This is a genomic window from Stenotrophomonas sp. 107298_Sma (assembly GCF_056480345.1).
Genome location: NZ_CM151094.1, coordinates 3,194,384 through 3,219,202, shown reverse-complemented (window position 1 = coordinate 3,219,202; position 24,819 = coordinate 3,194,384). Strand labels below are relative to the sequence as shown.

At 67.1% G+C, this 24,819-nt stretch carries 23 protein-coding genes; 13 read left to right on the top strand and 10 right to left on the bottom strand.

Going from position 1 to position 24,819, the window contains the following annotated elements:
- The first annotated feature begins 67 nt into the window (after positions 1-67).
- The 3 genes from mutL to ACZK2G_RS15130 are packed head-to-tail and all read left to right on the top strand — an operon-like array spanning position 68 to position 3,868.
- Positions 68-1,972: a DNA mismatch repair endonuclease MutL gene (mutL, locus tag ACZK2G_RS15140; protein ID WP_100469053.1), complete on the top strand. Its 1,905-nt coding sequence runs from the start codon at positions 68-70 to the stop codon at positions 1,970-1,972.
- 11 nt (positions 1,973-1,983) lie between these two features.
- A complete protein-coding gene (locus ACZK2G_RS15135) occupies positions 1,984-2,913 on the top strand; it encodes a DUF1684 domain-containing protein (RefSeq protein ID WP_136639845.1) in 930 nt (309 codons plus the stop codon).
- A gap of 1 nt (position 2,914) precedes the next feature.
- Positions 2,915-3,868 carry a TraB/GumN family protein gene (locus ACZK2G_RS15130; RefSeq protein ID WP_478473747.1) on the top strand — a complete coding sequence of 318 codons (954 nt, stop codon included), beginning with the start codon at positions 2,915-2,917 and terminating at the stop codon, positions 3,866-3,868.
- Positions 3,869-3,943: 75 nt separating this feature from the next.
- Here ACZK2G_RS15130 and phaR read toward each other — a convergent pair whose 3' ends face one another.
- The 3 genes from phaR to gluQRS all read right to left on the bottom strand — a co-directional run bounded on the left by phaR (position 3,944) and on the right by gluQRS (position 6,351).
- On the bottom strand, positions 3,944-4,489 hold the full coding sequence (phaR, locus tag ACZK2G_RS15125; protein ID WP_012511655.1) for a polyhydroxyalkanoate synthesis repressor PhaR: 546 nt from the start codon (positions 4,487-4,489) through the stop codon (positions 3,944-3,946).
- A gap of 183 nt (positions 4,490-4,672) precedes the next feature.
- The gene (phbB, locus tag ACZK2G_RS15120) at positions 4,673-5,413 is read right to left on the bottom strand and encodes a beta-ketoacyl-ACP reductase (protein ID WP_006379851.1); all 741 of its coding nucleotides are present in this window, start codon (positions 5,411-5,413) and stop codon (positions 4,673-4,675) included.
- Between the two features lie 17 nt (positions 5,414-5,430).
- Positions 5,431-6,351: a tRNA glutamyl-Q(34) synthetase GluQRS gene (gene gluQRS / locus ACZK2G_RS15115; protein WP_136639847.1), complete on the bottom strand. Its 921-nt coding sequence runs from the start codon at positions 6,349-6,351 to the stop codon at positions 5,431-5,433.
- 93 nt (positions 6,352-6,444) lie between these two features.
- On the opposite strand from gluQRS, the gene htpX reads away from it, so the two are divergent.
- On the top strand, positions 6,445-7,311 hold the full coding sequence (htpX, locus tag ACZK2G_RS15110; RefSeq protein ID WP_019336842.1) for a protease HtpX: 867 nt from the start codon (positions 6,445-6,447) through the stop codon (positions 7,309-7,311).
- An 835-nt stretch (positions 7,312-8,146) separates the two neighbouring features.
- On the opposite strand, the gene ACZK2G_RS15105 is transcribed toward htpX, so the two are convergent.
- Positions 8,147-8,974, bottom strand: a complete 828-nt coding sequence (locus tag ACZK2G_RS15105; protein ID WP_136639849.1) for an inositol monophosphatase family protein — start codon at positions 8,972-8,974, stop codon at positions 8,147-8,149.
- A gap of 120 nt (positions 8,975-9,094) precedes the next feature.
- Here ACZK2G_RS15105 and ACZK2G_RS15100 point away from each other — a divergent pair, with 120 nt between their 5' ends.
- From ACZK2G_RS15100 to ACZK2G_RS15090, 3 genes are all read left to right on the top strand, one after another.
- Positions 9,095-9,865: an RNA methyltransferase gene (locus ACZK2G_RS15100; protein ID WP_136639850.1), complete on the top strand. Its 771-nt coding sequence runs from the start codon at positions 9,095-9,097 to the stop codon at positions 9,863-9,865.
- Positions 9,866-9,941: 76 nt separating this feature from the next.
- Positions 9,942-10,844 carry a phosphate/phosphite/phosphonate ABC transporter substrate-binding protein gene (locus ACZK2G_RS15095; protein WP_426355553.1) on the top strand — a complete coding sequence of 301 codons (903 nt, stop codon included), beginning with the start codon at positions 9,942-9,944 and terminating at the stop codon, positions 10,842-10,844.
- A complete protein-coding gene (locus tag ACZK2G_RS15090; protein WP_046988143.1) occupies positions 10,841-12,967 on the top strand; it encodes a putative bifunctional diguanylate cyclase/phosphodiesterase in 2,127 nt (708 codons plus the stop codon). The genes ACZK2G_RS15095 and ACZK2G_RS15090 overlap by 4 nt, the downstream gene beginning before the upstream one ends.
- Before the next feature lie 60 nt (positions 12,968-13,027).
- Here ACZK2G_RS15090 and epmB read toward each other — a convergent pair whose 3' ends face one another.
- On the bottom strand, positions 13,028-14,068 hold the full coding sequence (epmB, locus tag ACZK2G_RS15085; RefSeq protein ID WP_337302629.1) for an EF-P beta-lysylation protein EpmB: 1,041 nt from the start codon (positions 14,066-14,068) through the stop codon (positions 13,028-13,030).
- A gap of 97 nt (positions 14,069-14,165) precedes the next feature.
- On the opposite strand from epmB, the gene efp reads away from it, so the two are divergent.
- From efp to ACZK2G_RS15060, 5 genes are all read left to right on the top strand, one after another.
- On the top strand, positions 14,166-14,732 hold the full coding sequence (gene efp, locus ACZK2G_RS15080) for an elongation factor P (protein ID WP_046988145.1): 567 nt from the start codon (positions 14,166-14,168) through the stop codon (positions 14,730-14,732).
- A 218-nt stretch (positions 14,733-14,950) separates the two neighbouring features.
- Positions 14,951-16,294, top strand: coding sequence for a TRZ/ATZ family hydrolase (locus ACZK2G_RS15075; protein WP_046988146.1), 1,344 nt, complete (start codon positions 14,951-14,953; stop codon positions 16,292-16,294).
- A 25-nt stretch (positions 16,295-16,319) separates the two neighbouring features.
- Positions 16,320-17,036, top strand: a complete 717-nt coding sequence (gene ubiG / locus ACZK2G_RS15070; RefSeq protein ID WP_478473744.1) for a bifunctional 2-polyprenyl-6-hydroxyphenol methylase/3-demethylubiquinol 3-O-methyltransferase UbiG — start codon at positions 16,320-16,322, stop codon at positions 17,034-17,036.
- Positions 17,033-17,728: a phosphoglycolate phosphatase gene (locus ACZK2G_RS15065; protein ID WP_295377079.1), complete on the top strand. Its 696-nt coding sequence runs from the start codon at positions 17,033-17,035 to the stop codon at positions 17,726-17,728. Before ubiG ends, ACZK2G_RS15065 begins: the two co-directional genes overlap by 4 nt.
- Positions 17,729-17,739: 11 nt before the next feature.
- Positions 17,740-18,444, top strand: a complete 705-nt coding sequence (locus ACZK2G_RS15060; protein ID WP_136639853.1) for a squalene/phytoene synthase family protein — start codon at positions 17,740-17,742, stop codon at positions 18,442-18,444.
- An 87-nt stretch (positions 18,445-18,531) separates the two neighbouring features.
- On the opposite strand, the gene ACZK2G_RS15055 is transcribed toward ACZK2G_RS15060, so the two are convergent.
- From ACZK2G_RS15055 to yidD, 3 genes are read right to left on the bottom strand one after another with little or no spacing between them, the layout of a single operon-like run.
- Entirely contained in the window at positions 18,532-19,377 is an 846-nt protein-coding gene (locus tag ACZK2G_RS15055; protein WP_046988150.1) for a M23 family metallopeptidase, read from the bottom strand.
- On the bottom strand, positions 19,377-20,723 hold the full coding sequence (locus ACZK2G_RS15050) for a dihydroorotase (protein ID WP_046988151.1): 1,347 nt from the start codon (positions 20,721-20,723) through the stop codon (positions 19,377-19,379). Before ACZK2G_RS15050 ends, ACZK2G_RS15055 begins: the two co-directional genes overlap by 1 nt.
- A 1-nt stretch (position 20,724) precedes the next feature.
- Complete coding sequence (yidD, locus tag ACZK2G_RS15045; RefSeq protein WP_005414016.1) at positions 20,725-20,979, bottom strand: membrane protein insertion efficiency factor YidD; 255 nt, start codon at positions 20,977-20,979, stop codon at positions 20,725-20,727.
- Between the two features lie 272 nt (positions 20,980-21,251).
- On the opposite strand from yidD, the gene dksA reads away from it, so the two are divergent.
- A complete protein-coding gene (dksA, locus tag ACZK2G_RS15040) occupies positions 21,252-22,469 on the top strand; it encodes an RNA polymerase-binding protein DksA (RefSeq protein ID WP_136639856.1) in 1,218 nt (405 codons plus the stop codon).
- Positions 22,470-23,097: 628 nt separating this feature from the next.
- Here dksA and ACZK2G_RS15035 read toward each other — a convergent pair.
- Positions 23,098-24,345 carry an MFS transporter gene (locus ACZK2G_RS15035; RefSeq protein ID WP_046986154.1) on the bottom strand — a complete coding sequence of 416 codons (1,248 nt, stop codon included), beginning with the start codon at positions 24,343-24,345 and terminating at the stop codon, positions 23,098-23,100.
- Entirely contained in the window at positions 24,342-24,794 is a 453-nt protein-coding gene (locus ACZK2G_RS15030) for a SufE family protein (protein WP_006378633.1), read from the bottom strand. Before ACZK2G_RS15030 ends, ACZK2G_RS15035 begins: the two co-directional genes overlap by 4 nt.
- Between the last annotated feature and the right edge of the window lie 25 nt (positions 24,795-24,819).

The window sequence follows — 24,819 nt, the reverse complement described above, 5'->3', positions numbered from 1 at the left end:
GGCCATGCCCGGCGGAGGGGCGGCTCCGCTATCATCAACCCATGAAGTCTGCTGCCCATTCCGTCCCATGAGCGCGCCCGGCCCGCGTCCGATCCGGCCGTTGCCGGACATCCTGATCAACCAGATCGCCGCCGGCGAAGTGGTCGAGCGTCCTGCATCGGTGGTCAAGGAACTGGTCGAGAATGCGATCGATGCGGGCGCCAGCCGCGTCGATATCGACCTGGAAGAGGGCGGCGTGCGCCTGATCCGCATCCGCGACAACGGCAGTGGCATCGCGCCGGAGCAGTTGCCGCTGGCGGTGTCACGCCACGCCACCAGCAAGATCGCCGACCTCGACGATCTCGAATCGGTGGCCACGCTCGGCTTCCGCGGTGAAGCGCTGCCGTCGATCGCCTCGGTCAGTCGCTTCACCCTTTCCTCGCGCCGCGCGCATGACGAGCATGGCTCGGCGCTGCAGATCGAAGGCGGCAAGATCGGCGAAGTGACCCCGCGCGCGCATGCGCCGGGCACCACCGTGGAAGTACGCGAGCTGTTCTACAACGTGCCGGCGCGGCGCAAGTTCCTGCGCGCTGAGCGCACCGAACTGGGTCATATCGAAGAGTGGCTGCGTTCGCTGGCGCTGGCGCGGCCGGATGTTGAACTGCGCGTGTCGCACAACGGCAAGGCGTCACGCCGCTACAAGCCGGGCGACCTGTACTCCGATACGCGATTGGCTGAAACACTGGGCGAGGACTTCGCCAACCAGGCGGTGCGCGTGGACCACAGCGGTGCCGGACTGCGCCTGCACGGCTGGATCGCGCAGCCGCATTATTCTCGGGCCAGCGCCGACCAGCAGTACCTGTACGTCAATGGCCGTTCGGTGCGCGACCGCAGCGTCGCCCACGCGGTGAAGATGGCCTACGGCGATGTGCTGTACCACGGCCGCCAGCCGGCTTACGTGCTGTTCCTGGAGTTGGATCCGACACGCGTCGACGTCAACGTGCATCCGGCCAAGCACGAAGTGCGCTTCCGTGATTCGCGGCTTGTCCATGACTTCGTCTACCGCACGCTGAAGGATGCGCTGGCCGATACCCGCGCCGGCATGTCGGCGCAGGAGATCGGTGCTGGCGCCATGCATCCGGTGGATGCGGCCGCTGCACCGATGGCATCGACCGCGGGCGCCTCCGGTTTCGGGCTGGTGCGCGGTCCCGCACCCGGTGCTGGCTCCGGTGGTGGTGGTGGCGGATTCTCAGGCTGGCGCCCGCAGCAGCCGCTGGGCCTGCAGGTAGCCGATGCACCGGCCGCCTACGCTGCGCTGTATGCCGCGCCCTCCGGTGCAGAACGCGGGGCGGCGTTACCGCCGATGCCGACCGAGAACGGGCTGCCGGTGACCAGCGCCGACGCCGGCGTGCCGCCGCTGGGTTATGCGATCGCGCAGCTGCACGGCATCTACATCCTGGCCGAGAATGCCGAAGGCCTGATCGTGGTCGACATGCATGCGGCGCACGAACGCATCGGCTACGAGCGGCTGAAGAACGCGCACGATGGCATCGGCCTGCAGTCGCAGCCGATGCTGGTGCCGATCACGCTGGCGGTGGGTGAGCGCGAGGCGGATACCGCCGAGAGCGAGGCAGATACATTGGCCGCACTCGGCTTCGAGGTGACCCGCGCCGGCCCTGGCTCGCTGCATGTACGCAGTATTCCGGCGCTGCTGGCCCACGCCGAACCGGAAGGCCTGCTGCGTGACGTACTGACCGACCTGCGCGAGCATGGCCAGAGCCGCCGCGTGGCAACTGCACGTGACGAGCTGCTGTCGACCATGGCTTGCCACGGCGCGGTGCGCGCCAACCGGCGGTTGACCGTGCCGGAAATGAACGCGCTGCTGCGCGACATGGAAATCACCGAGCGGTCCGGTCAGTGCAACCACGGCCGACCGACCTGGGCCCGTTTTTCGCTGGCGGAGATCGACCGCTGGTTCCTGCGCGGACGTTGAGGGGAGCATCGATGCGTTATCGGGGAATGGGCGGCCTGCTGGCCGCCTTGTTGTTGGCGGCCTGCAGCCCGGCGACGCCGCCGGCACCGGCTGTTGCTGAAGATCCAGCCTATGCCACCGCGCAGCAGCAGTGGCGCGTGGCGCGTTACCAGGACCTGACCCGGCCCGATGGCTGGACAGCACTGGTTGGCCTGCATTGGCTGCCGAACAAATCGCATTTCGTCGGAAGCGGCGCCACCAATGGCATCCGCCTGGCGGTCGGCCCGGACAAGCTGGGCCTGCTGCGCCGCGAAGGCAGCCAGTGGTGGTTCACCCCGGAAGCGGGCGCCGAGATCAGCCATGACGGCCAGCCGGTGCGCGGCCGCATCCGCATCGACACCGACAAGGATCCGCAGCCGACCCTGCTGGCCTTCGATGGTGGCAAGGGCCAGCTCGGCATCATTCGCCGCGGTCCGCGCGATGCGCTGCGGGTCAAGCACGCTGACGCACCGGCACGCCGCGATTTCGCCGGCCTGGAGTACTGGCCGGGTGGTCCGGACTGGCAGGTGCAGGCGCGCTTCATCCCGCATCCGCCGGGCAAGACCTTGCCGATCGTTGATATCACCGGCCTGACCACTGAGATGCCGAATGCCGGTGCGGTTGAGTTCGAGCGCGATGGACGCGCCTGGCGGCTGGAGGCGATCGGTGCTCCCGGGCAGCCGCTGTTCCTGATCTTCGCCGACCGCACCAGCGGCCGTGGCAGTTATCCGGCCGGCCGCTACCTGGACACCGATGCGCCCGGCGCCGACGGCACGGTACGCATCGATTTCAATCACGCCTACAACCCACCGTGCGCGTTCACCGCCTACGCGACCTGCCCGTTGGCGCCGCCGGAAAACCGGCTGGACCTGCGCGTGGAAGCGGGCGAGAAGGCTTACCACCTGCCTGAAGGAGAAGGCTGATATGCCGATCAGATCCCTGTTGCGTACCGCCGTTGTATTGGCGGCCTGTGCGCTGGCACCGCTGGTTGCAGCGCGTACCGTGCAAGCCGACACCGCTGGCGCAGTGGCGGCCAAGCCGCCGGTGCCGTTGCTGTGGAAAGTGACCGGCCCGGGTGACTCGCGCCTCTACCTGCTCGGCTCCTTCCACCTGCTGAAGCCGCAGGACTACCCGTTGTCGCCCGAAGTCGAGCAGGCGTTCGAGGCCTCGCAGCGGGTGGTATTCGAGCTGTCGCCGGAAGACATGCAATCGCCACAGCTGGCCAGCCGCATGGTGCAGGCAGCGGTCCGTACCGATGGCAGCGAACTCAAGCGCGATCTTGATGCCGCCACCTGGCAGAAACTGCAGACGTTCGCCATCGAGAACAAGCTGCCACTGGCGCAGATGCAGGGCATGAAGCCGTGGTTTGTCGGCCTGAGCATTTCGGTCGGGCAGATGCAGAAGATGGGGCTGGACCCGGCCCTTGGCCTGGATCGGCACTTCATGGAGCGCGCGCAGAAGACTGGCCGCAAGACGGCGGGCCTGGAAGACATCGATACCCAGATCGGCATGCTCGACGGCATGACGGTGCAGGAGCAGCGGCAGATGCTGTCCGAGGCGCTGGACCAGGCTGGCAAGGGCGATGAGCAGGCCCGCCAGCTGCACGACGCCTGGCGCCGTGGCGATGAGCGCGTGCTGTGGACCAAGATGGCGGCGGAGATGCGCCAGCAGTATCCGCAGCTGTACCAGCGCATCAACACCGGTCGCAATGATGCATGGGTGCCCAAGCTGCTGCCGTACCTGCAGGCCGGGCAGGGCGGTACGCTGGTCGTGGTTGGAACACTGCACCTGCTCGGCAATGATGGCGTGGTCGAAAAGCTGAAGGCGAAGGGCTACAAGGTCGAGCGCGTGTGCACGGGGTGCAAGGCGAAACGCTGACGCATCGCGGCTGGACTGCAAAACAGAACGGCGCGCCAAGGGGCGCGCCGTTTTCGTTCCAGCCGGAGCAATGGCTCAGCGGCGCGTCTTGCCGCCGGTACCCGTACCGGTGCCGGGTTCGTTCGGCTTGTTACCTGTGCTGGTGCCGGTACCCGTTCCGGTACCACCCGGGCGCGGGCCGCCGAAACCGGTGCCCATGTTGCGCTGGAACTCCTGCCACAGCTCCAGGTTGCGCTCGGTCAGCTGGTTCATCATCGCCCACGGGGTCTGCCCCAGCAGATTGCCCATCTGCTGGCGGAACTGCTGCTGCTGGTCGAGGAAGACCTGCATGCTGCGCTCCAGGTAGTTGCCCATGAAGCCCTGCAGGGAATCGCCGTAGAAGCGGATCAGCTGGCTCAACAGCTGGGTGGACAGCATCGGTTCGCCGTCCTGTTCCTGATCGGCGATGATCTGCAGCAGGACCGATCGCGTGAGGTCGTCGCCGCTCTTGGCGTCGCGGACTTCGAAGTCTTCACCGTCCAGGATCAGCTGGCGCACGTCCTCGATGGTGATGTAGCTGGAGATCTCGGTGTCGTAGAGACGGCGGTTCGGATACTTCTTGATGATGCGGGTCGCAGCCATGAAGCGGTACTCGTCACAGTAGACGCGCAGCATGGCGCAGTGCAGCAGCCGTTGCAACCGCCTCAGCCCCCGCCAGGCTTGGCTTTCGGCGGCGATCATGTTGCGCAACAAGGGTTTGCGTGCTGCGCAGCATGACTCTCGGCAGGGGGCGGCAGCGCGCGCTGCAACCACCCCGTGCGCGGCTTACCAGCCCATATGGTGGCCGCCGTTGATGTCCAGGTTGCTGCCTGTGATCCACGAGGCCTCGTCGGCCACCAGGAACGACACGCCGTAGGCGATTTCTTCCGGCTTGCCCAGGCGCCCGGTGGGGATGTCGGCGATGATCTTGGCGCGCACTTCCTCCGGCACCGCCATCACCATGTCGGTGGCGACGTAGCCGGGCGAAATGGTGTTGACGGTGATGCCAAAGCCGGCATTCTCGCGGGCCAGCGAGATGGTGAAGCCGTGCATGCCGGCCTTGGCCGCTGCGTAGTTGGCCTGGCCATACTGGCCCTTCAGGCCGTTGATCGAGCTGATCTGGATGACCCGGCCCCAGCCGCGGCGGCGCATGCCCTCGATCACCGGGCGGGTGACGTTGAACACCGAATTGAGGTTGGTGTTGATCACATCGTGCCACTGGTCCGCGCGCATGCGGTGGAAGGTGGTGTCGCGGGTGATGCCGGCGTTGTTGACCAGGATCTCGACCGGCCCGAGCTCGGCCTCGACCGCGCGCACCATCGCCTCGGCGCTGTCCGGATCGGAGACATCACCTGGGAAGATCGACACGCTGTAGCCGCGTTCGGTCATCGCCTGCAGCCAGGCACGGGCCTTGGCTTCGTCGCGGTAATTGGTGGCGACCCGGTGGCCCTGGTCGGCCAGGCGTTGGCAGATGGCGGTACCGATGCCGCCGGTTCCGCCGGTGACCAGTGCGACGCGAGATGTCATGGAATGCTGTCCGGGAATCAGGTGGGGGAAGGGGGATTCTGCAACATCGGCGCGGAAAGTGCGCCGGCCGGCAGCAGGATATCGGTACGCGGCAGCCGCGCCGGGTCGAAGGCCCGTTGCGCGGCGGCGAACAGCGTGTCCAGATCCTGCGCGTGGTCCAGCGCGGCGGGGGCCTGGCCGAGCAGCTGCCAGAGCTGGCGCAGCACCGGCACCGGTCGCGTGCTGTCGACCGCCAGCGCCGCCAGTGACTTGGACAGCTTGTGGCCCGGTGCATCCAGCAGCAGGGGTAGATGCCAGTAGCGCGGCACCGCCAGGCCCAGCGCCTGCTGCAGCAGGATCTGCCGCGCGGTGGAATCGAGCAGGTCGGCGCCACGCACCACTTCGGTCACGCCCTGTGCAGCGTCGTCCACCACCACCGCCAGCTGGTACGCCCAGCAGCCGTCGGCGCGGCGCAGCACGAAGTCGCCGACCTCGGCATGCACGTCCTGCTGCTGTGGGCCACGCAGGCCATCGTCGAAGTGCACGAGGCTGCCAGGCGGCACGCGGAAGCGGACGGCCGGGTCCGGTCTTGGTTGCCGCGCAACGCAGCGATGGTGGATGCCGCCGCTGGCAGCCAGCTCGCTGCGGCTGCAGTGGCAGATGAAGGCCAGATCATCGGCGAGCAGCACATCCAGTGCGGCCTGGTAGACCTCGCCACGGGCGCTCTGCCAGAGGATCGGGCCATCATGGACCAGGCCGAACGCGGACAGTGCCCGCAGTTGTGACTCGGCGGCACCGGGCACGGTGCGCGGCGGATCGACGTCTTCGATGCGCAGCCGCCACAAGCCGCCGTGATGGCGCGCGAGCAGCCAGCTGCCGAAGGCGGCGAGCAGGGATCCGGGGTGGAGCAGGCCGGTCGGCGAGGGCGCGAAGCGGCCGCAGGGAATGGGGGAGGTCATGCAGGCTGAATCGTCGGTCAGGTTGGCGCTTGAATTCAAGCTGACCGCACCGCAAATTGATCGATATCGACCCCTTCCGAGCCGGAATTTCCCATGTTCACCCGTATAGCCCTCTTCCTGGCCACGAACTTTGCCGTGCTGATCCTGGCCAGCATCGTGATGTCGCTGACGGGAACCGACCCCAGCAAGATGAGCGGCCTGCTGATCATGGCCGGCATCTTCGGTTTCGGTGGCTCCTTCATTTCGCTGCTGCTGTCCAAGTGGATGGCCAAGCGCTCCACCGGTGCGGTGGTGATCACCGAGCCACGCAACCAGACTGAGCGTTGGCTGCTGGCCACCGTCGAGCGCCAGGCCAAGGCGGCCGGCATCGGCATGCCTGAAGTGGCGGTGTATGAGGGCCCGGAGATCAACGCCTTCGCCACCGGTGCCAACCGCAACAATGCGCTGGTGGCGGTGTCCACCGGCCTGCTGCACAACATGAGCGAAGACGAGGCCGAAGCAGTGCTGGGCCACGAGATCGCCCACGTCGCCAACGGTGACATGATCACCATGGCGTTGCTGCAGGGTGTGCTGAACACCTTCGTGATCGTGCTGGCCCGCGTGGTCGGCGGCATCATCGACAGCGCGCTGTCGGGCAACCGCGAAGGCGGCGGCCGCGGTTTTGCGTACTACATCATCGTGTTCGTGCTGGAGATGGTGTTCGGCCTGTTCGCCACCATGATCGCGATGTGGTTTTCGCGTCACCGTGAGTTTCGTGCCGATGCCGGCGGTGCCTCGCTGGCCGGCCGCCAGAAGATGATCGCCGCGCTGGAGCGCCTGCAGCTCAACCACGGCCAGAGCACGCTGCCGACCCAGATCGCCGCCTTCGGTATTGCCGGTTCGACGGCGAAGAAGCTGTTCATGAGCCACCCGCCGCTGGAAGAGCGCATTGCCGCACTGCGGGCGTCTACGGTGGCGTAAGCCTCCGCTTCCAAGGTAGTGCAGGAACGCCTGGCCTCGCGCCGGGCGTTTTTGTTTGCGGGGATGCATTGCTGATGCCGGGTCGTGCCCGGCGGATCGTTTCCGCGTCTGCGGAGAGGTGTCACTTTCTTTGCTCGTGCACCGCGCTGCAGGAGCAGCGTGGAACGGCGTAGCCGACCCGTAGGGTGGCGCACATGGATGTGCGCCATCAAGAAAGTAACCAAAGAAACGCTCCGCCGGCCGCGAGCCGCCGTGCTGCGCACGCCGGTGCCCTGTGCTCCTCGGTCCGTCGAGGGACGGTGCGGGAACTCGCTTCGCTCAGACACCCGCACCTCTTCGCCCTCGCCGGACCTGCGGTGCTCGGCTCGCTCAAGGCGGACTGGAAGATCAAGATCAACGGCAACAGCATCCATGCATGGCGTGGATCTTCCGGGTGTAGCTGTTGCTCTTGATGTTGGGTCCGCCTTGAGCGAGCCGAGCATCGCAGGGGAATCAGGGGCGCAGAGGCGCCGGTGTCTGAGCGAAGCGAGTTCGGCGCCGTCCCCTGATTCGCCGAGAAGCGCAGGGTGCCGGCGCGGAGCGACGGCTCGCGGCCTGGCGGCGTGTTTCTTTGGTTACTTTCTTGATGGCGCACATCCATGTGCGCCACCCTACGGGCCGGCTACGCCGTTCCACGCTGCTCCTGCAGCGCGGTGCACGAGCAAAGAAAGTGACACCCCTCCGCAGTCGCGGAAACGATCCGCGGGCATGGCCCGGCGCGACCAAATGCGTGGGCGCTCAAACGAAAACGGCACCTTCGCAGGTGCCGTTTCCATGAACCGCTCTACACGGAACCTCAGAACTTCGCGTCGAACTCCGCCGCGTAGCCGGTGTTCACCAGCACCTTCTGCAGCGATTCGGCCACCTTCAGGTTACCGGCCACGATCTGGTGGTTGTCCGGGCCGCGGTTGTCCATCCGGCCCAGGGTTGCGCCCTTGAAGTCGCAGACCTTGCCACCGGCCTCGCGGACCAGCAGCAGGCCAGCGGCGATGTCCCATGCCTTCACACCGGCTTCGAAGTAGGCATCAGCGCGGCCACAGGCCACGTAGGCCAGGTCCAGCGCGGCTGAACCGGTGCGGCGGATGTCCTCGGCCTGGACCAGCAGGGTGTCGACCGACTTCAGCTGGGCGCTGGCGCGGGCGCGCTCACGCGGGGCGAAGCCGGTGTGGATCATGGTGCCTTCCAGGTCCTTGCGGTCGGCAACGCGGATGCGGCGGTCGTTCAGCACGGCACCAGCGCCACGGCTGGCGGTGAACAGTTCATTGCGCAGCGGGTCGAAGATGACCGCATCGGTCGGCTCGCCGTTCTCGACCAGGGCGATCGACACGCAGTAGTGCGGCACGCCGCGCAGGTAATTGCTGGTGCCATCGAGCGGGTCGATGACCCACATCTGGCGACGCTCGCCCTGCACGCCACCTTCTTCGCCGAAGATGCCGTATTCGGGATAGGCGCGCTTGAGTTCCTTGACGATGACCTTTTCCGCGTCCGCGTCCACTTCGCTGGCGTAGTCCATCCGGCCCTTCTGCACCACGTTCAGCGCCTCGAGCTTGTTGATGTTGCGCAACAGGACGTTGCCGGCGAGGCGGGCGGCCTTGACCATGACGGTTACGGCGGGTTTCTGCATGGCGTGGGCTCCCGGAAAGGCAGAAGAGAAGGGCTGGCGGGGGAAAAGAGCGGGTCCGGCGCAGTGGCCGGCCGCACAGTTTACCATTGGTCTTCGTCCAGCTCGACATTTTCCCTGTTCATGTCCCAGTTTCCCGTCGCCACCCGCCTCCGATTCGTCCTGGTCGGTACCCAGCACCCCGGCAACATGGGCGCCGCCGCCCGTGCCCTGAAGACCATGGGCCTGGCCCGCCTGGTGCTGGTCGCGCCCGAAAAGCCATTGGACGAGGAGGCCTTCCGCCGCTCGGCCGGTGCCGAAGACGTACTCGGTGACGCCCCGGTGGTGGCCACCCTGGCCGAGGCCGTGGCCGACTGCCGCCTGGTGCTGGGCTGCACTGCCCGCGCGCGCCGCGTCCAGCTGGAGGAGTACCTGCCCGCCGAGGCCGCTGCCCGCGCCGTGACCAAGGCCGGCGAAGGTGCCGAGGTAGCGCTGGTGTTCGGCCGCGAGCGTACCGGGCTGACCAACGAAGAGCTGCAGCTGTGCCACGCGGCGGTGCACATCCCGTCCGATCCGGAGTTCAGCTCGCTCAACCTGGCGGCAGCCGTACAGGTGCTGGCCTATGAAACCCGCATGCAGCTGCTTGGCGCACAGCCGGTGGCTGAGCCGGGGACCGGCGTCCGCGAACAGGTCGCCAGCCATGAGCAGATGGAGAGCTTCTTCGCCCAGCTCGGCGACACCCTGGACGAGATCGATTTCCACAAGGGCCGCGCGCCGGAATCGGCGATGCGCAAGCTGCGCCGCCTGTTCCTGCGCAGCGAGCCGAGCGAGCAGGAAGTACGCCTGCTGCGCGGCATCCTCGCCGATACCCAGCGCATGGCGCGGCTGGCCCAGGCGGGCAACAAGGACAGCTGACGACGTTCTCATTTTTTCGGGTAGTCTGTCCGGATACCCAGGGGGGATGAAGCCTGTGTCAGGTCTTCGAAAGGCAATGCAGGGGGGACTGCTGAGCCTGGCCATGGTCCTGCTGGCCGGGACGGTGCGTGCAGCACCGGACCCGGTGCTGGTGCTGGGCCGGATCAGCGATGATCCCAAGGCCCACTACGAGCAGCTGCAGCCACTGCTGGACTATGTGGTGCCGCGCATGCACGACGTCGGGATCAAGGAGGGGAGGATCCTGATGGCGCGCGACCCCCAGCAGATGGCCAGCTACCTGCGGCGGGGACGGGTCGACTGGGTCACCGAAACATCGGGCACGGCCATGGCGCTGGGCCAGCGCAGTGGCGCTCGTCCGCTGCTGCTGACCGAGCGCAATGGCGTGCGTGAATACCAGACGGTGTTCTTCGTGCGCAGCGACAGCCCGATCCAGCGCGTGCAGGATCTGCGCGGCCATCGGTTGGCCCTGCAGAACACCGCGTCCACCAGTGCCTACCTGGTGCCGGTGATGACCCTGCTGCAGGACGGGCTGTCACCACAGATCCTTGCCGGGGTCTGGGATATGCCGGGCCGGGACAGCGTGGGCTATGTGTTCGTGCGCAGTGAGTTGAACATCGCCACCTACGTGCACAAGGGGATGGCCGATGTGGGAGCGGTGAGCAGCGTGGACTGGAACGACGAACGGCGGGTGCCGGCGGCGTTCCGTCGCGACTTCCGCGAACTGCTGCGCACCGAGCCGTACCCGCGTGCGGTGGAGATGGTGCGCGCCGACCTCGATCCGAGGGTGCGTGACCGCCTGCAGCAGGTACTGCTGGAGGCGGCCAGCGATCCGCGGGCGCAGGGGGCGTTGCATCGGTTTTTTGGCACTTCCGGTTTCCACCGCGTCGATGCGCATGCGCAGCAGCGGCTGGATGAATTGAAACAAGGATTGACGCGCGTGCGGATGGAAGTGGAATGAAGTGGCTCGGCTCGGGAATGCAGGCCCGGTTCCTGCTTGCGATGGGCGGGGCGATGATCGTGGTCGTGGCGATCCTGGCGGTACTGCTGGGGCGGCAGACGGCGATGCAGAGCGAGGTGCGCAACCTCAGTGGCAGTGTCATCCATGAACTGTTCGATCGCGGCGTGCGCAGCCGTGGCGAGGCGATGGCGCGCGAGTTGTCCGATGCGCTGGCCAACCCGCTGTACTACCGCGATCTGGACCAGATCGGTGCGCTGGTGCGCAATACTGCCCGCCAGCAGGTGGTGCGCTACGTGCTGGTGTTCGATGACCATGGCCGGCTGGTGCATGACGGTACGGTCGAGGTTGCCGGTTTCGGGCAGCCCATGGCCGACCCGCTGGCGCCCGGAGCAGTGGCCGCGCGGGCCCTGGTGGTGCAGGAATCGCCGAAGGTGCTCGACAACGCGATGCCGATCATGGTCGGCAACCAGCGCATCGGTGGCGTCCGCGTCGGCATGGCGCTGGACGAGGTGCAGCAGCGCGAGCAGGCTGCCAACGCCACGCTCGGAGAGCGCCTGCAGCAGGTCGGCAGCCGCCACCTGGGCTGGCTGCTGCTGATGCTGGGGCTGCTGGTGGTGATCGGCGTGGTGGTGATCCTCTACGTGCAGCGCACCCTGGTGGCGCCGATCCGTGACCTGGCCGCGGCGGCACGCCGTATCGAAGCCGGGGACTACCAGGCGCCGCTGGCGGAGAACAGCCGCGATGACGAGGTTGGTGAGCTGGTACGCGGCTTCGCCAGCATGCGGGATGCGATCGCCCGCCATGATCGCGAAGTGCGGCGCATGGCCTATACCGATGCGTTGACCGGGCTGACCAACCGGCTGGCGTTCCGCGAGGCGCTGGATCACCGGTTGATGGCTGCGCGCGCTTCCAACCATAGGCTGGGCCTGCTGTTTGCCGACATTGACGACTTCAAGCGGGTCAACGATACCCTTGGCCACGAGGCAGGCGACGAGGCGTTGCTGCAGTTCGCACAGCGCATCGGCCGCGCAGTGACCGAAGCCGGTGGCGATGAGGCGCTGCTGGCGCGGTTCGGTGGCGACGAGTTCGTGATCCTGGTCGGCGACGGTGACGTGGCTGCCAATGCGCGATTGCTGGCCGAAGTGCTGGTGCGCGAGCTGGGCAAGCCGCTGGTGGTGCAGGGCAGGGAATTGTTCCTCGGAACCTCGATCGGCGTGACCCTGTTCCCCGACGACGCGGCCGATGCGACCACGCTGCTGAAGAACGGCGACATCGCCATGTACCAGGCGAAGATGGCCGGCAAGAACTGCTATCGCTACTACAGCCGCGCGATGGACCATGCAGTCGAGCGCCGCGTGCACATGGAGCAGGAGCTGCGCGGTGCCTGGGAGCGCGGCGAGCTGCGCCTGGCCTACCAGCCGATCTTCCGCATGCGCGACCGCCGCATGGTAGGTGTCGAAGTACTGCTGCGCTGGCAGCACCCGACCCTGGGTACGATCCCGCCGTCGGTGTTCATCGAAGTGGCCGAGCAGAGCGGGTTGATCGAGATCATCGGCCCGAAGGTGCTGCGCGCGGCCTGCATGGAAGCCTCGCAGTGGCCGCGCGGAGCGGGCGGCGATGACCTGTTCGTATCGGTCAATGTATCGCCTCGGCAGCTACGCGGCGGTGAGTTGCCGGCACTGGTGGCGCAGTGCCTGCATGAGTCCGGGCTGCCGGCCTCGCGCCTGCACCTGGAGCTGACCGAGACCGCGGTGATCGGTGATGAGATGGTGGCCGCGCAACTGCTGGACAAGCTGCACCGCACCGGTGTGAAGGTCTGGCTGGATGATTTCGGCACCGGCTTCTCCGGCCTCAGCCATCTGCGCCAGGTGCCGGTGGATGGGGTAAAGATCGACAAGAGTTTCGTCGCCGACATGCAGCGCGACCCCGACGACCTTGCTCTGACCACGGCGATCATCGCCATGGCCCATGCGCTGGGCATCACGGTGGTGGCCGAGGGCATCGAGCAGCAGGCGCAATTCGAACTGCTGGCCCAGCGTGGCTGCGACCTCGGCCAGGGTTACTGGCTGAGCCACCCGGTGACCGCCACCGAAGTGGTACGGATGATCGAGTCGGGCCTGTAGCCGTTGTCTTGGGGTCAGATCCCTTTTCCGCGGGAAAAGGGATCTGACCCCGGCCCCGTGTTATAGCGGGCGCTTGCTAGGGTCGCCGGGCAGTTCGCGCACCAGCTTCGGGATCAGGTAACCGGACAGGCGCGCGGTCAGGCCGGCGATCAACGCCTTGGCCTGGATGTCGTCCACTTCGAAGTGGGCCACGCCCTCAACCCGATCCAACTGATGCAGGTAATAGGGCAGCACGCCGGCGGCGAAGCTGCGTTCGCTCAGGTCCTGCAGCGCCTGCACGCTGTCGTTGACCCCGCGCAGCAGCACCGCCTGGTTCAGCAGCTGCGCACCGATGCCGCGCAGGCGCGCCATCGCGGTGTCCACGCTGGCATCGAATTCATTGGCATGGTTGGCATGGACCACGATCGCCAGCGGCCAGGGCAGCCCACCCAGCCAGGCCAGCAGCTCCTCGTCCACCCGCTCCGGCAGCACGATCGGCAGCCGCGTGTGGATGCGCAGCCGACGGATGTGCGGGATCTGGCGCATCGCGTCGGTCAGCTCGGCCAGCTTGTGCGTGGCCAGCGACAGCGGGTCGCCGCCGGACAGGATCACCTCGTCGATGTCCGGGTCGGCCGCGATGGCCGCCACCGCCTCCTGCCAGCCGCCCTTGGCGGCATTCTCCGCGCCATAGTCGAAGTGCCGGCGGAAGCAGTAGCGGCAGTTGATCGCACAGCTGCCGGTGGCCACCAGCAGGGCACGGCCGCGGTACTTCTGGATGACGCCGGTGGCCTTCTTTGCCGCGCCGTCGCCCACCGCGTCGAAGCTGAACCCGGGCGCCGGACGCATTTCCTCGTCGATCGGCAGCACCTGGCGCAGCAATGGGTCGGCCGCATCGCCCTTGCGCATGCGGGCCACGAAGCCCTCCGGCACGCGCAGCGCGAACTGGGCCATGGCTTCGTCCGAGACACCCAACGCGGCCGGGTCCAGCTGCAGCCGGGCCAGCAGGGCGTGCGGGTCGCGCAGCGCCTGGCGCCAGAGCTGCTGCCAGCGTGCGGGCGCGCCTGGCGACGGGGTCCGGGGGAAGGCGGAAAGCTGCATGGACAGGGGGCCTGCGGTTATCATGGACACATAAACAGTTGCCCGCCGGGGTTCCGGTGGGCTTTCCATTCTATCCGGCTCGCCGCACGCGCGGCGGTTTCGCCATTTGAGGAGCTTGAGCATGGCCACTGCGGGCATGAACGATGTCAAGAACGGGATGAAGATCCTGGTCAACAATGAACCGGCCGTCATCTCCGAGACCGAGTTCATCAAGCCGGGCAAGGGCCAGGCCTTCACCCGCGTGCGCTATCGCTTCATCAAGTCGGGCCGCACGGTCGAAATGACCATGAAGGCGACCGATGACGTGGAAGTGGCCGATGTGGTCGATACCAACATGGACTACATGTACAGCGACGGTGAGTACTGGCACTTCATGGACCCGGAAACCTTCGAGCAGGTCCAGGCCGACAAGTCCGGCATGGGCGGCGCTGAGAAGTGGCTGAAGGGCGAAGAGTCCTGCATCGTGACCCTGTTCAACGGCTCGCCGATCTTCGTGCAGCCGCCGAACTTCGTCGAACTGAAGATCACCGAGACCGATCCGGGCGTCCGTGGCGACACCTCCGGCGGTGGCGGCAAGCCGGCCACGCTGGAAACCGGTGCAGTGGTCCGCGTGCCGCTGTTCGTCAACCAGGATGAAATCATCAAGGTCGACACCCGCTCGGGCGAGTACTCCTCGCGCGTCAAGTAATCCGGGTACGCGCTGGCGCATTCGCGCTGGCGCTCCCACGATCCGCGATGCGGATCGTGGGCCCCACTTACCAGCACCCACACCCCGCCGCTTCGCGGCCGCCCCTGACTCAGGGGCTCGTCCTCCAGAAGCTCAGCGGTAGCCGTTCGGCCGGAGATCAGTCGCCCGGCAGACCCAAGGCCGCCAATGGTCCCTCCTCCCCCAGCCAGTGAGCCCGCATGAGCGATAGCCCGCACCTCCCCGAAGCCTGCGACCTGCTCATCGAAGCCGGTTATGTCGTTCCGATCGAGCCGCATGCGGTGGTGCTGGAAGACCATGCCGTGGCCATCCGTGGCAGCGAGATCGTGGCCATCCTGCCGCGTGCCGAAGCCCGTGCGCGTTTCCGCGCCACCCAGGTGGTGAGCCGCCCCGAGGCCGCGCTGATGCCGGGCCTGGTCAACGCGCACACGCACAACCCGATGACCCTGCTGCGCGGCGTCGCCGACGACCTGCCGCTGATGACCTGGCTGCAGCAGCACATCTGGCCGGTGGAAGCGGCGGTGATCGGCCCCGAATTCGTTGCCGACGGCACCACGCTGGCCATTGCCGAGATGCTGCGCGGCGGCACCACCTGCGCCAACGAGAACTACTTCTTTGGCGACGTGCAGGCAGCGATCTACAAGAAGCACGGTTTCCGCGCGCTGGTCGGCGCGGTCATCATCGATTTCCCCACCGCCTGGGCCAGGACCGACGACGAGTACTTCGCCAAGGCCGGTGAACTGCATGACCAGTGGCGCAACGATCCGCTGATCGGCACCGCATTCGCGCCGCATGCGCCGTACACGGTCAACGATGCCAATTTCGAGCGGGTGCGGATGCTGTCCGACCAGCTGGACATGCAGGTGCATCTGCATACCCATGAAACCGCGCAGGAAATCACCGATTCGATCAAGCTGCACGGCCAGCGTCCGCTGGCGCGGCTGGATCGCCTCGGCCTGGTCAACGACCGCCTGATCGCGGTGCACATGACCCAGCTCACCGAAGCAGAGATCCACCTGTGCGCCGAGCGTGGCGTCAGCGTGGTGCACTGCCCGGAATCGAACCTGAAACTGGCTTCCGGTTTCTGCCCGGCCTGCGCCCTGCAACGCGCCGGCGTGAACCTGGCCATCGGTACCGATGGCTGCGCCAGCAACAACGACCTGGACATGTTCAGCGAGAACCGCACCGCGGCGATCCTGGCCAAGGCCGTGGCCGACGATGCCACCGCGCTGGACGCGGCGACCACACTGCGCGCGTCCACGCTCGGTGGCGCCCGTGCGCTGGGCTTCGGCGACCGCATCGGTTCGATCGAAGTCGGCAAGCAGGCCGACCTGGTCTGCGTTGATCTGTCCGCGCTGGAAACCCAGCCGCTGCACAACGTGCTGTCGCAGCTGGTGTACGCCACCGGCCGCCAGCAGGTCAGCGACGTCTGGATTGCCGGCAAGCCGAAGCTGGTGCAGCGCGAGCTGGTCGGCATGGACCTGCCGGGCATCATCGCCAACGCGCGCCAGTGGCGCGAGCGCATCCGTCATATCCGCGCCTGAACCCCGGCGCCGCAAGGACTCCCTCATGACTGCCCCCCAAGCATCTTCCAATTTCGATCAGGCCGAGCTGGACAAGTTCGCCGCACTGGCCAACCGCTGGTGGGACGCTGACGGCCCGCAGAAGCCGTTGCATGCGCTGAACCCGGTACGCCTGCAGTACGTGGCCGACCGCGTGCCGCTGCGCGGCGCACGCGTGCTCGACATCGGTTGTGGTGGTGGTCTGTTGAGTGAAGCACTGGCCCAGGCCGGTGCCGAGGTCACCGCCATCGACCTGGCCCCGGAACTGGTAAAGGTCGCGCGGCTGCACGCGCTGGAAAGCGGTGCCACGGTCGATTACCGGGTACAGGCCGCCGAGCACCTGGCCGCCGAGCAGCCGGGCAGCTTCGACGTGGTCACCTGCATGGAAATGCTCGAGCACGTGCCGGACCCGGGCGCGATCATCGAGGCCTGCATGCGCCTGCTGAAGCCGGGCGGTCACCTGTTCCTGTCGACCATCAACCGCACCGCTGCAGCTTTTGCCGTGGCGATCGTTGGTGCCGAGTACGTGGCGCGGCTGCTGCCCAAGGGCACCCATCACTACCAGGAATTCATCAAGCCGGCCGAGCTGGCGCGCTGGCTGCGCGAGGCTGACCTTCAGCTGGCCGACGTCAGCGGCATGGCCTACGAGCCTTGGCGCAACCGCGCGCGGCTGAGCAGCCGTACCGACATCAACTACCTGGCCCACGCGGTCAAGGCTGCATGACCACCGTGCAGTTCCCGCGCGCGGTGCTGTTCGACCTGGACGGCACCCTGCTGGACAGCGCACCGGACTTCGTCGCCACACTTGATGCGATGCTGGCCGAGCGTGGTCGCCCGCCGGTCGATCCGGTGCTGCTGCGGCCGGTAGTGTCCAAGGGCTCGCGCGCGATGGTGTCGGTGGCCTTCCCTGAGCTGGAAGCCATTGAGCGCGATGCTCTGATCCCCGAGTTCCTGCAGTGCTACGAAGCGCTGATCGGCCAGCACGCAGTGCTGTTCGACGGCGTGGCCGGCATGCTCGCCGCGCTGGATGAGGCCGGTACGGTGTGGGGCATTGTCACCAACAAACCCGAGTACCTGGCGCGGCTGATCCTGCCGCAGTACGGCTGGCAGCAGCGCTGTGCGGTGCTGGTCGGCGGTGACAGCCTGGCGGAGCGCAAGCCGCACCCGCTGCCGTTGCTGCACGCCGCGCAGGCCATCGGCATCGCCGCCGAAGACTGCGTGTACGTGGGTGACGACGAGCGCGACATCATCGCCGCGCGTGCTGCGGCCATGCCGTCGGTGGCGGCGTTGTGGGGTTACCGCCTGCACAGCGATGATCCGCTGGCTTGGCAGGCCGACGTGCTGGTCGAGAACGCCGAACTTCTGCAACTGGCCAGCCTCTGGCCGACCCGGCCGGCAGCCCCGGCCCAGCCGTAAGGAATCACGTAGTGAGCAGTACCGCGCTGGACAGTTTCCTCGACAAGTGGCGCAGCCGTTGGCCGGAATGGTCGGTGGCCGCCCCGTTCGTGGCCGAACCGCAACGCGATATCGCAGTGGCGTGGTTTGCGCTGCTGCAGGAATTCGACGACATGCTCAACACCAGCGGCGACCCGCTGCCGGCCGACGCCAAGCTGGCGTGGTGGGGCGAGGAGCTGCGCAGCTGGGCCGCGCATCGTTCGCGCCATCCGCTGGGCCGTCTGCTGGAGCCGGTGCGTGCGCCGTGGGCACAACTGGCCGAAGCACTTCCGGATCTGGTTGAAGCGCGTACCGTCGCGCTGGATGCGGCTGGTGCCGAGCGTGCGCTGGCCAACTACGCCGAGGCCGTAGCCGCCGTGGAAGCGGCGCTTTTTGCCGACAAGCCGCGCACCGGCGCAGGCCGTGCGGTGCTGCTGCAGACCCTGGCCCAGCGCCTGCAGGACGCCGGCGTGGCTGGTGTGCCGCGCAGCCTGCTGGACGAGGATTCCAGCACCGCCGCGCAGCGCTGGGCACAGCATCTGTTGAAGGGGTGGGGCAGCCGGGTGCCCGGCCCGCGCCCGCGCCGCGTGTGGTCCAGCCTGGCGCGTGCCCGCGTCGCCGCGCAGGCCGCAGGCAAGCCGGTTGAAGCGACGCCGGTGCGCACCCTGCTGCGCGTGTGGTGGGCCGCGCGCGGCTGACTGCTTAGGTGGGTGCGGACTTTGGTCCGCACGCTGTATGAGATTGTGCCGACCAAGGTCGGCACCCACCAAAGTGCATTGCGCGCGTTACTTGCGTTCCAGCACCAGCAGCGGGTCGATACGGGTATCGAACCAGTTCATGCCCCAGTGCAGGTGCGGGCCGGTGGCGCGGCCGGTGGCGCCGACGGCGGCGATCACCTGGCCCTGTTCCACACGGTCACCGACCTTCACGTCGATGCGTGACAGGTGCAGGAAGTTGGAGCTGACCCCGAAACCGTGGTCGAGCAGCAGCGTGCCGCCGGTCAGGTACAGGTCCGGGCCGGCGAAGGTGACGATGCCGGCAGCCGGTGCTTTCACCGGAGTGCCGGTCGGCACCGCGATGTCCATGCCGGAATGCCCGGCACCGGGTTGGCCGTTGTATACGCGCGCATTGCCGAAGCGGCCGCTGATGCGGCCCTGCACCGGCCAGATGAAGGTCTGGGTGAAGTCAGTGCGGTCGTCATCACGGGCGCGTGCAGCCGTCACCTGCGCCTGCTCGCGCTTGATCCGCTCGGCGATGGCCGGTGGTGGATTGACCGTCTTCGGCGGCACGCCGTTGACACGTTCGGTGGGCCAGTCGCGCGGTGTCACCGTGATGGTTGCGGTCTCGCTGCCACCATCGGGGCGTTGCACCTGCACGCGCAGTGGACCCTTCTCGTCACGGCCGATGCCGAACACCACGCTGCCATAGCCGCTCACCCGCAACTGGCGGCCGGCGTATTGCACGCGGCTGCCGGCGGGTACCTTGCCGATCACCAGCGCGCCCTGCGACGCGCTGGCCGGGAACACCACGCGGCTGTCGATCAGGCTGCCGATGCCATCCTGTGCCTGCGCCGAAGGTGCGGAAAACAAGGGCGCCGCCAGCAGCGCCCCGATCAGGAGAACGGAGCGCATCAGCGGTCGTAGGTCATGCGCTGGCCGGCGGGTTCGCCCACCAGCTTGCTGCCATCCCACACCAGCTGGCCGTTGACCCAGGTGGAGGCGATGCGCGAACGGAAGGTGGTGCCTTCAAACGGCGACCAGCCGCACTTGGACAGCACGTCCTCGCGCTTGACGGTGAACGGCACGTCTTCGACCAGGACCAGATCGGCGAAGTAGCCTTCGCGCAGGAAGCCGCGCTCTTCCACGTCGAACAGCTGCGCCGGGGCGTGGGCGAACTTCTGCACCACCTGCTCGCGGGTCAGCTTGCCTTCGTGCACGCGTTCCAGTGCGGCCACCAGCGCGTACTGCACCAGCGGCAGGCCCGACGGCGCCTGCGCGTAGGGCTTCTGCTTCTCTTCCCAGGTGTGCGGCGCGTGGTCGGTGGCCAGCACGTCCAGCACGTCATCGGCCAGCGCGGCAGTGATCGCCTCGCGGTCGGACACTTCCTTGATCGCCGGGTTGCACTTGATCAGGTTGCCCTTGGTCGCATAGTCCGGACGCGCGAAGTGCAGGAAGTGCACGCAGGTCTCGGCGGTGATCTGCTTGCGGCTGCCGTCGGCGCGGATCAGCGGACCTTTCTCGAACAGCGCCAGCTCGTCGGCGGTGGAGATGTGCAGCACATGCAGGCGGGTGCCGTGCTTGCGTGCCAGCGACATCGCCAGGCGGGTCGACTTGATGCAGGCCTCGCGCGAGCGGATGTCCGGGTGCATGTCCGGGGTCAGCGCGTCGCCGTATTTCTCCTGGAACGCCTTCAGGTTGGCATCGATCATCGGCGTGTCTTCGCAGTGCGTGATGATCGGGGTCGGGCATTCGCGGAAGATCGCGTCCAGCGTTTCCGGGTTGTCCACCAGCATGTTGCCGGTGGAGGCGCCCATGAACACCTTCACGCCCGGTGCCTTCTTCGGGTCCAGTGCGCGGATCGCCTCCAGGTTGTCATTGCTGGCGCCATGGTAGAAGCCGTAGTTGGCCCAGGCGCGGCCGCGCGCGAGCTCGTATTTGGCTTCGAGGATGGTCGAATCCAGCGTCGGCGGATTGGTATTGGGCATGTCCATGAAGCTGGTCAGGCCACCGGCCACGGCCGCCGCCGATTCGCTCGCGATGTCGCCCTTGTGGGTCAGGCCCGGCTCGCGGAAGTGCACCTGATCGTCGATCATGCCGGGCAGCAGCCAGCGCCCGGCCGCGTCCACCACCTGCTCGCCGTCGCGCGGCGCCAGCCCGGAACCGATCTGCGCGATGCGGCCATTCTCGATGCGCAGGTCGCCGTCGAAGGTGCGGCCTTCGTTGACCATGCGGGCGTTGGTGATGAGCGTGGAGGACATGTCAGTGTTTTCCTGTGCAACGGCAAGAGGGGGCGTTGGGAGATTCGGGCACTGGGTCGAAGCCGCCTGGGTGGAACGGATGGCAGCGGCCCAGCCGTCGCGCCGCCAGCCAGCTGCCGCGCAGCGGGCCATGGCGCGAGATCGCTTCCATCGCGTATTCAGAGCAACTGGGTACGAAACGGCAGCGCGGCCCAAGCAGGGGGCTGATGAAGCGCTTGTAGAAGCGCAGCAGGGCGATGAGCAGGCGCGAGATCACCCAGTCATCTTATGCCAGTTGGCATGAAGGCCGCATTTGTGCAGGATGGGCCGTTGGTCGCATGTCGCCAATGGCCTGCGACCGCTCGCGGCACCCTCCAGGTGCCGGACAGGTTCCGTACCGCGCAGGGCGGTCCGTGTTGGTCGGACCGCACCTTGGGCCCGTTGTCTCCTGGACTGAATGGAGTGGGCCACCGAGGTTGCTGCTGCGGGTCGGGTAGGCTATAAAGGCCCGCTTTCCCGGGCCCCGGGGAATCCAAGGAAGAGCGTTTCGTGGCTGCTAAAAAAACTGCAAAGAAGGCCGTAACGGCCGCCAAGAAAACCGCCAAGCCTGTTGTGAAGAAGTTGGCGGCAAAGCCCGTTGCCAAGAAACCGGCCAGCAAGCCGGTGACCAAGGCAGCGTCCTCGCAACCGGCGGCCAGGAAGGCCACCGCAAAGAAAGCGCCGGTGAAGGCAACCAAGCCGGTGGCGAAGAAGGCCGCTGCGCCTGCCAAGGCCAAGCCTGCCGCTGCCGGCAGGAAGGCGCCGGTGGTGAAGAAAGCCGTCAGCAAGGCTGCACCGGTGAAGAAGGCCGCCGCCAAGCCGGTGGCGAAGAAGGCAGCAGCCAAGCCAGCGCCGAAGGCGGTGGTGAAGAAGGCTGCGGCCAAGCCGGTCGCCAAGCCTGTAGCGAAGAAAGTCGCTGCGGCCAAGCCTGCTGCTGTAAAGAAAGTTGCCAAGAATGTCGCCGCGCCGGCCGTAAAGCCGACCCCGGCCCCCGTTGTGAAGTCCGCACCGAAGCCAGCTGCGAAGCCGGCTCCGGCCAAGTCTGTCCCGGCCAAGACCGCGGCAGTGGCAGCAGCCCAACCGGCTCCCAAGCCGGCCCCGGCCGCCGCTCCTGCAGCATCGACCGCCCCGCAATCCAAGAATCCCGTGCCCGTTTCGAAATCGCCTGCCAAAACCGCCGTGAAATCCGATTCCGCCCCGAAGACCGTGCCGCGTCCTGTCGGCAAGGTCGCCGTGGCCGTCGCCGCCCGCTCGGCCGCGCCGGCCCCGCGCAGCAAGTACAAGGTGGTCGAATACAAGACCGATGAGGCCACTGGCCGCCCGATCCTGCCGGCTGGCTACAAGCCGTCCTCGGAAGAGGAATACATGAGCCCGCTGCAGCAGGAATACTTCCGCCAGCGCCTGCAGAACTGGCGTGCGGACCTGGTGGAAGAGTCCAAGCAGACCATCGAGAACCTGCGCGAGGAAGTGCGTGACATCGGCGACGAAGCCGAGCGTGCGACCCGCGAGACCGAGAACTCGCTGGAACTGCGTACCCGTGACCGCTACCGCAAGCTGATCGGCAAGATCGACAGCACCCTGAAGCGCCTGGAAGCGGGCGACTACGGTTACTGCGTGGACACCGGTGAAGAAATCGGCCTGGAGCGCCTGGAAGCGCGCCTCACCGCCGAGCGCACCATCGACGCCCAGGAGCGTTGGGAGCACCTGCAGAAGCAGCAGGGCGACTGATTCCCGGTCGTTGTATGGTCATGCGAAAAACCCGGCCTCGGCCGGGTTTTTTGTTGGGTGGTGGTTGGCTGGGTAGAACGGCGCCTTCCGGGTACGGGGGGGGGCCTGCGGGTGGGTCCGGGCAGGACACGCTGCAAGTACATCCCTGTAAGCTCGGCCGCGGCATCCATGCCGCAGACGGTCCTGCCCGGACCCACCCGCAGGCTCTCGACGGTTTCCTGCGTGCGCGGTTGCTGTAAAGCCGAGCCCATGCCCGGCTCTGGCCGAAGCCGGAGGGAAAGGAAGAGCAAAAGCAAAAGCAAAAGCAGCCAAGCATGGCTTGGCTCTACCAGAAGCGGTCATGCGTGCGCTCGCGGCTGTTGGGTCCGCCTTGTAGCGTGCCAAGCACCGCAGGGGAATCAGGGGCGAAGAGGCGCGGGTGTCTGAGCGAAGCGAGTTCCGCGCCGTCCCCTGATTCGCCGAGGAGCACAGGGCACCGGCGCGCAGCGCCGGCTCGCGGATGGCGGCGCGTTTCTTTTGGTTACTTTTCTTTTCGCGCGAAAAGAAAAGTGACACCCCACCGCGGTCGCGGAAAGAGCCCGCCGGGCATGGCCCGGCGCTACGGGCGCGTGGGCGCGCGGAAATCCACTTATTGCAGGTCGCGAAGATTCAATTTCCGCAGCGTCGGGTTCTTCCACGCCGTGATCCCGGCCACACTCAGCACCGCGAAGCCGCCCAGCACTACCGCCGGTACCAGCCCCAGCAGTTTGGCCATCGTGCCGGCATAGAACGCGCCGAGCTCGTTGGAGGAACTGATGAAAATGCCGTTGATCGACGACACCCGTCCGCGCATCTCTTCCGGCGTGGCCAGCTGCAGGATGGTCGATCGGATCACCACCGAGACGCCGTCGAAGGCCCCGTAGAACAACAGGATCAGCGCCGACAGCCAGAAGTGCTGCGACAGCCCGAAGCTGATCACGCACAGGCCGAAGCCGGCCACCGCGAACAGCAGGACGCGCCCGGCATTGCGGTGCAGCGGGTGGCGCGCCAGCCACAGGCCGACACACACAGAACCCAGCGCCGGCATCGCGCGCAGGATGCCAAGGCCTTCCGGACCGTGGTGCAGGATCTCGTGCAGGAACGCCGGCAGCATCGCCACCACGCCACCCAGCAGCACCGAGAACATGTCCAGCGCCATCGCCCCGACCATGATCCGGTTGCCGACCACGAAGCGTGCACCTTCGGCGATGCTCTTGAAGATCGGCGCAGCCGGGCCGGAATGCACGGGCTCTTCCACCTTCAGCGTGGCCAGGCAGCCCATCGCGACTGCCGCGAACACGGTGGCCACCGCATAGGACAGGCCCTTGCCAGCGAAGCCGACCAGTACGCCACCCAGTGCCGGGCCGGCGATCATGCCCGCCTGGAACACCACCGCACCGAGGCCGGCGCCACGGGCGAACTGGTCACGGGCCAGTACGCGGGCGAACAGGGCGTTGTAGATCGGCGACAGGAAGGCACGCACCATGCCGGTCAGCGCAATGGCGGCGTAGATCGGCCACACACCGTCAACCGGCAGCCATCCCATCGCCACGCTGGTCAGCACCAGCGCGGTGGCGATCAGCCCGGAACAGGCGACCATGCCCAGCCGGCGGCGCGGCAGGTGGTCGACCAGGTAGCCGGCGAACGGCGCCACGCAGAAGAACGGCAACACCTCGGCCAGGCCGATCAGGCCCAGCGAGAATGGATTGCGGGTGACTTCGTAGATATGCCAGCCGACGGTGACCGCGACCACCTGGTAGGACAGCATTGCGAAGATGCGGTAGGCCAGCAGCCTGGCGAAACCGGGTCGGGACAGCAGGCCCAGGGCGGTGTCTTCGGCTGTGGCAGGCTCGCTCACGAGGGCTCGCGCTGCAGCTGGGCCTGCGCGGTCTCGCGGATGAAGGCCAGCATCGCCGCCACGCCGTTGCTGCGGGTGGGCGACAGATGGCGGGCCAGGCCGATGTCCTGGATGTAGCTGGGCTCGGTGTCGAGGATCTCCTGCGCCGAGCGCCCGGAGTACACGCGCAGTGCCAGGAAGATCAGGCCGGAGACGATGGCCGAATCACTGATGGCGTGGAAGCGCAGCGACTGCGTGTTGCCTTCCGGCACGATCCAGACCATCGACTGGCAGCCGAGCAGGCGGTGCTCTTCGGTTTTCCATTCTTCCGGAAACACCGGCAGCTTGCGGCCGAGGTCGATCAGGTACTGGTAGCGCTCGGACCAGTCACCGAAGAAGCCGAATTCCTCGGCGATGGCGGCCTGGGCCTCGGCGGCGGTGGGTTCAAGCGGGAACGGGGAGTCGGTCACAGCGGTCTCTACAGTGGGGGGCGTG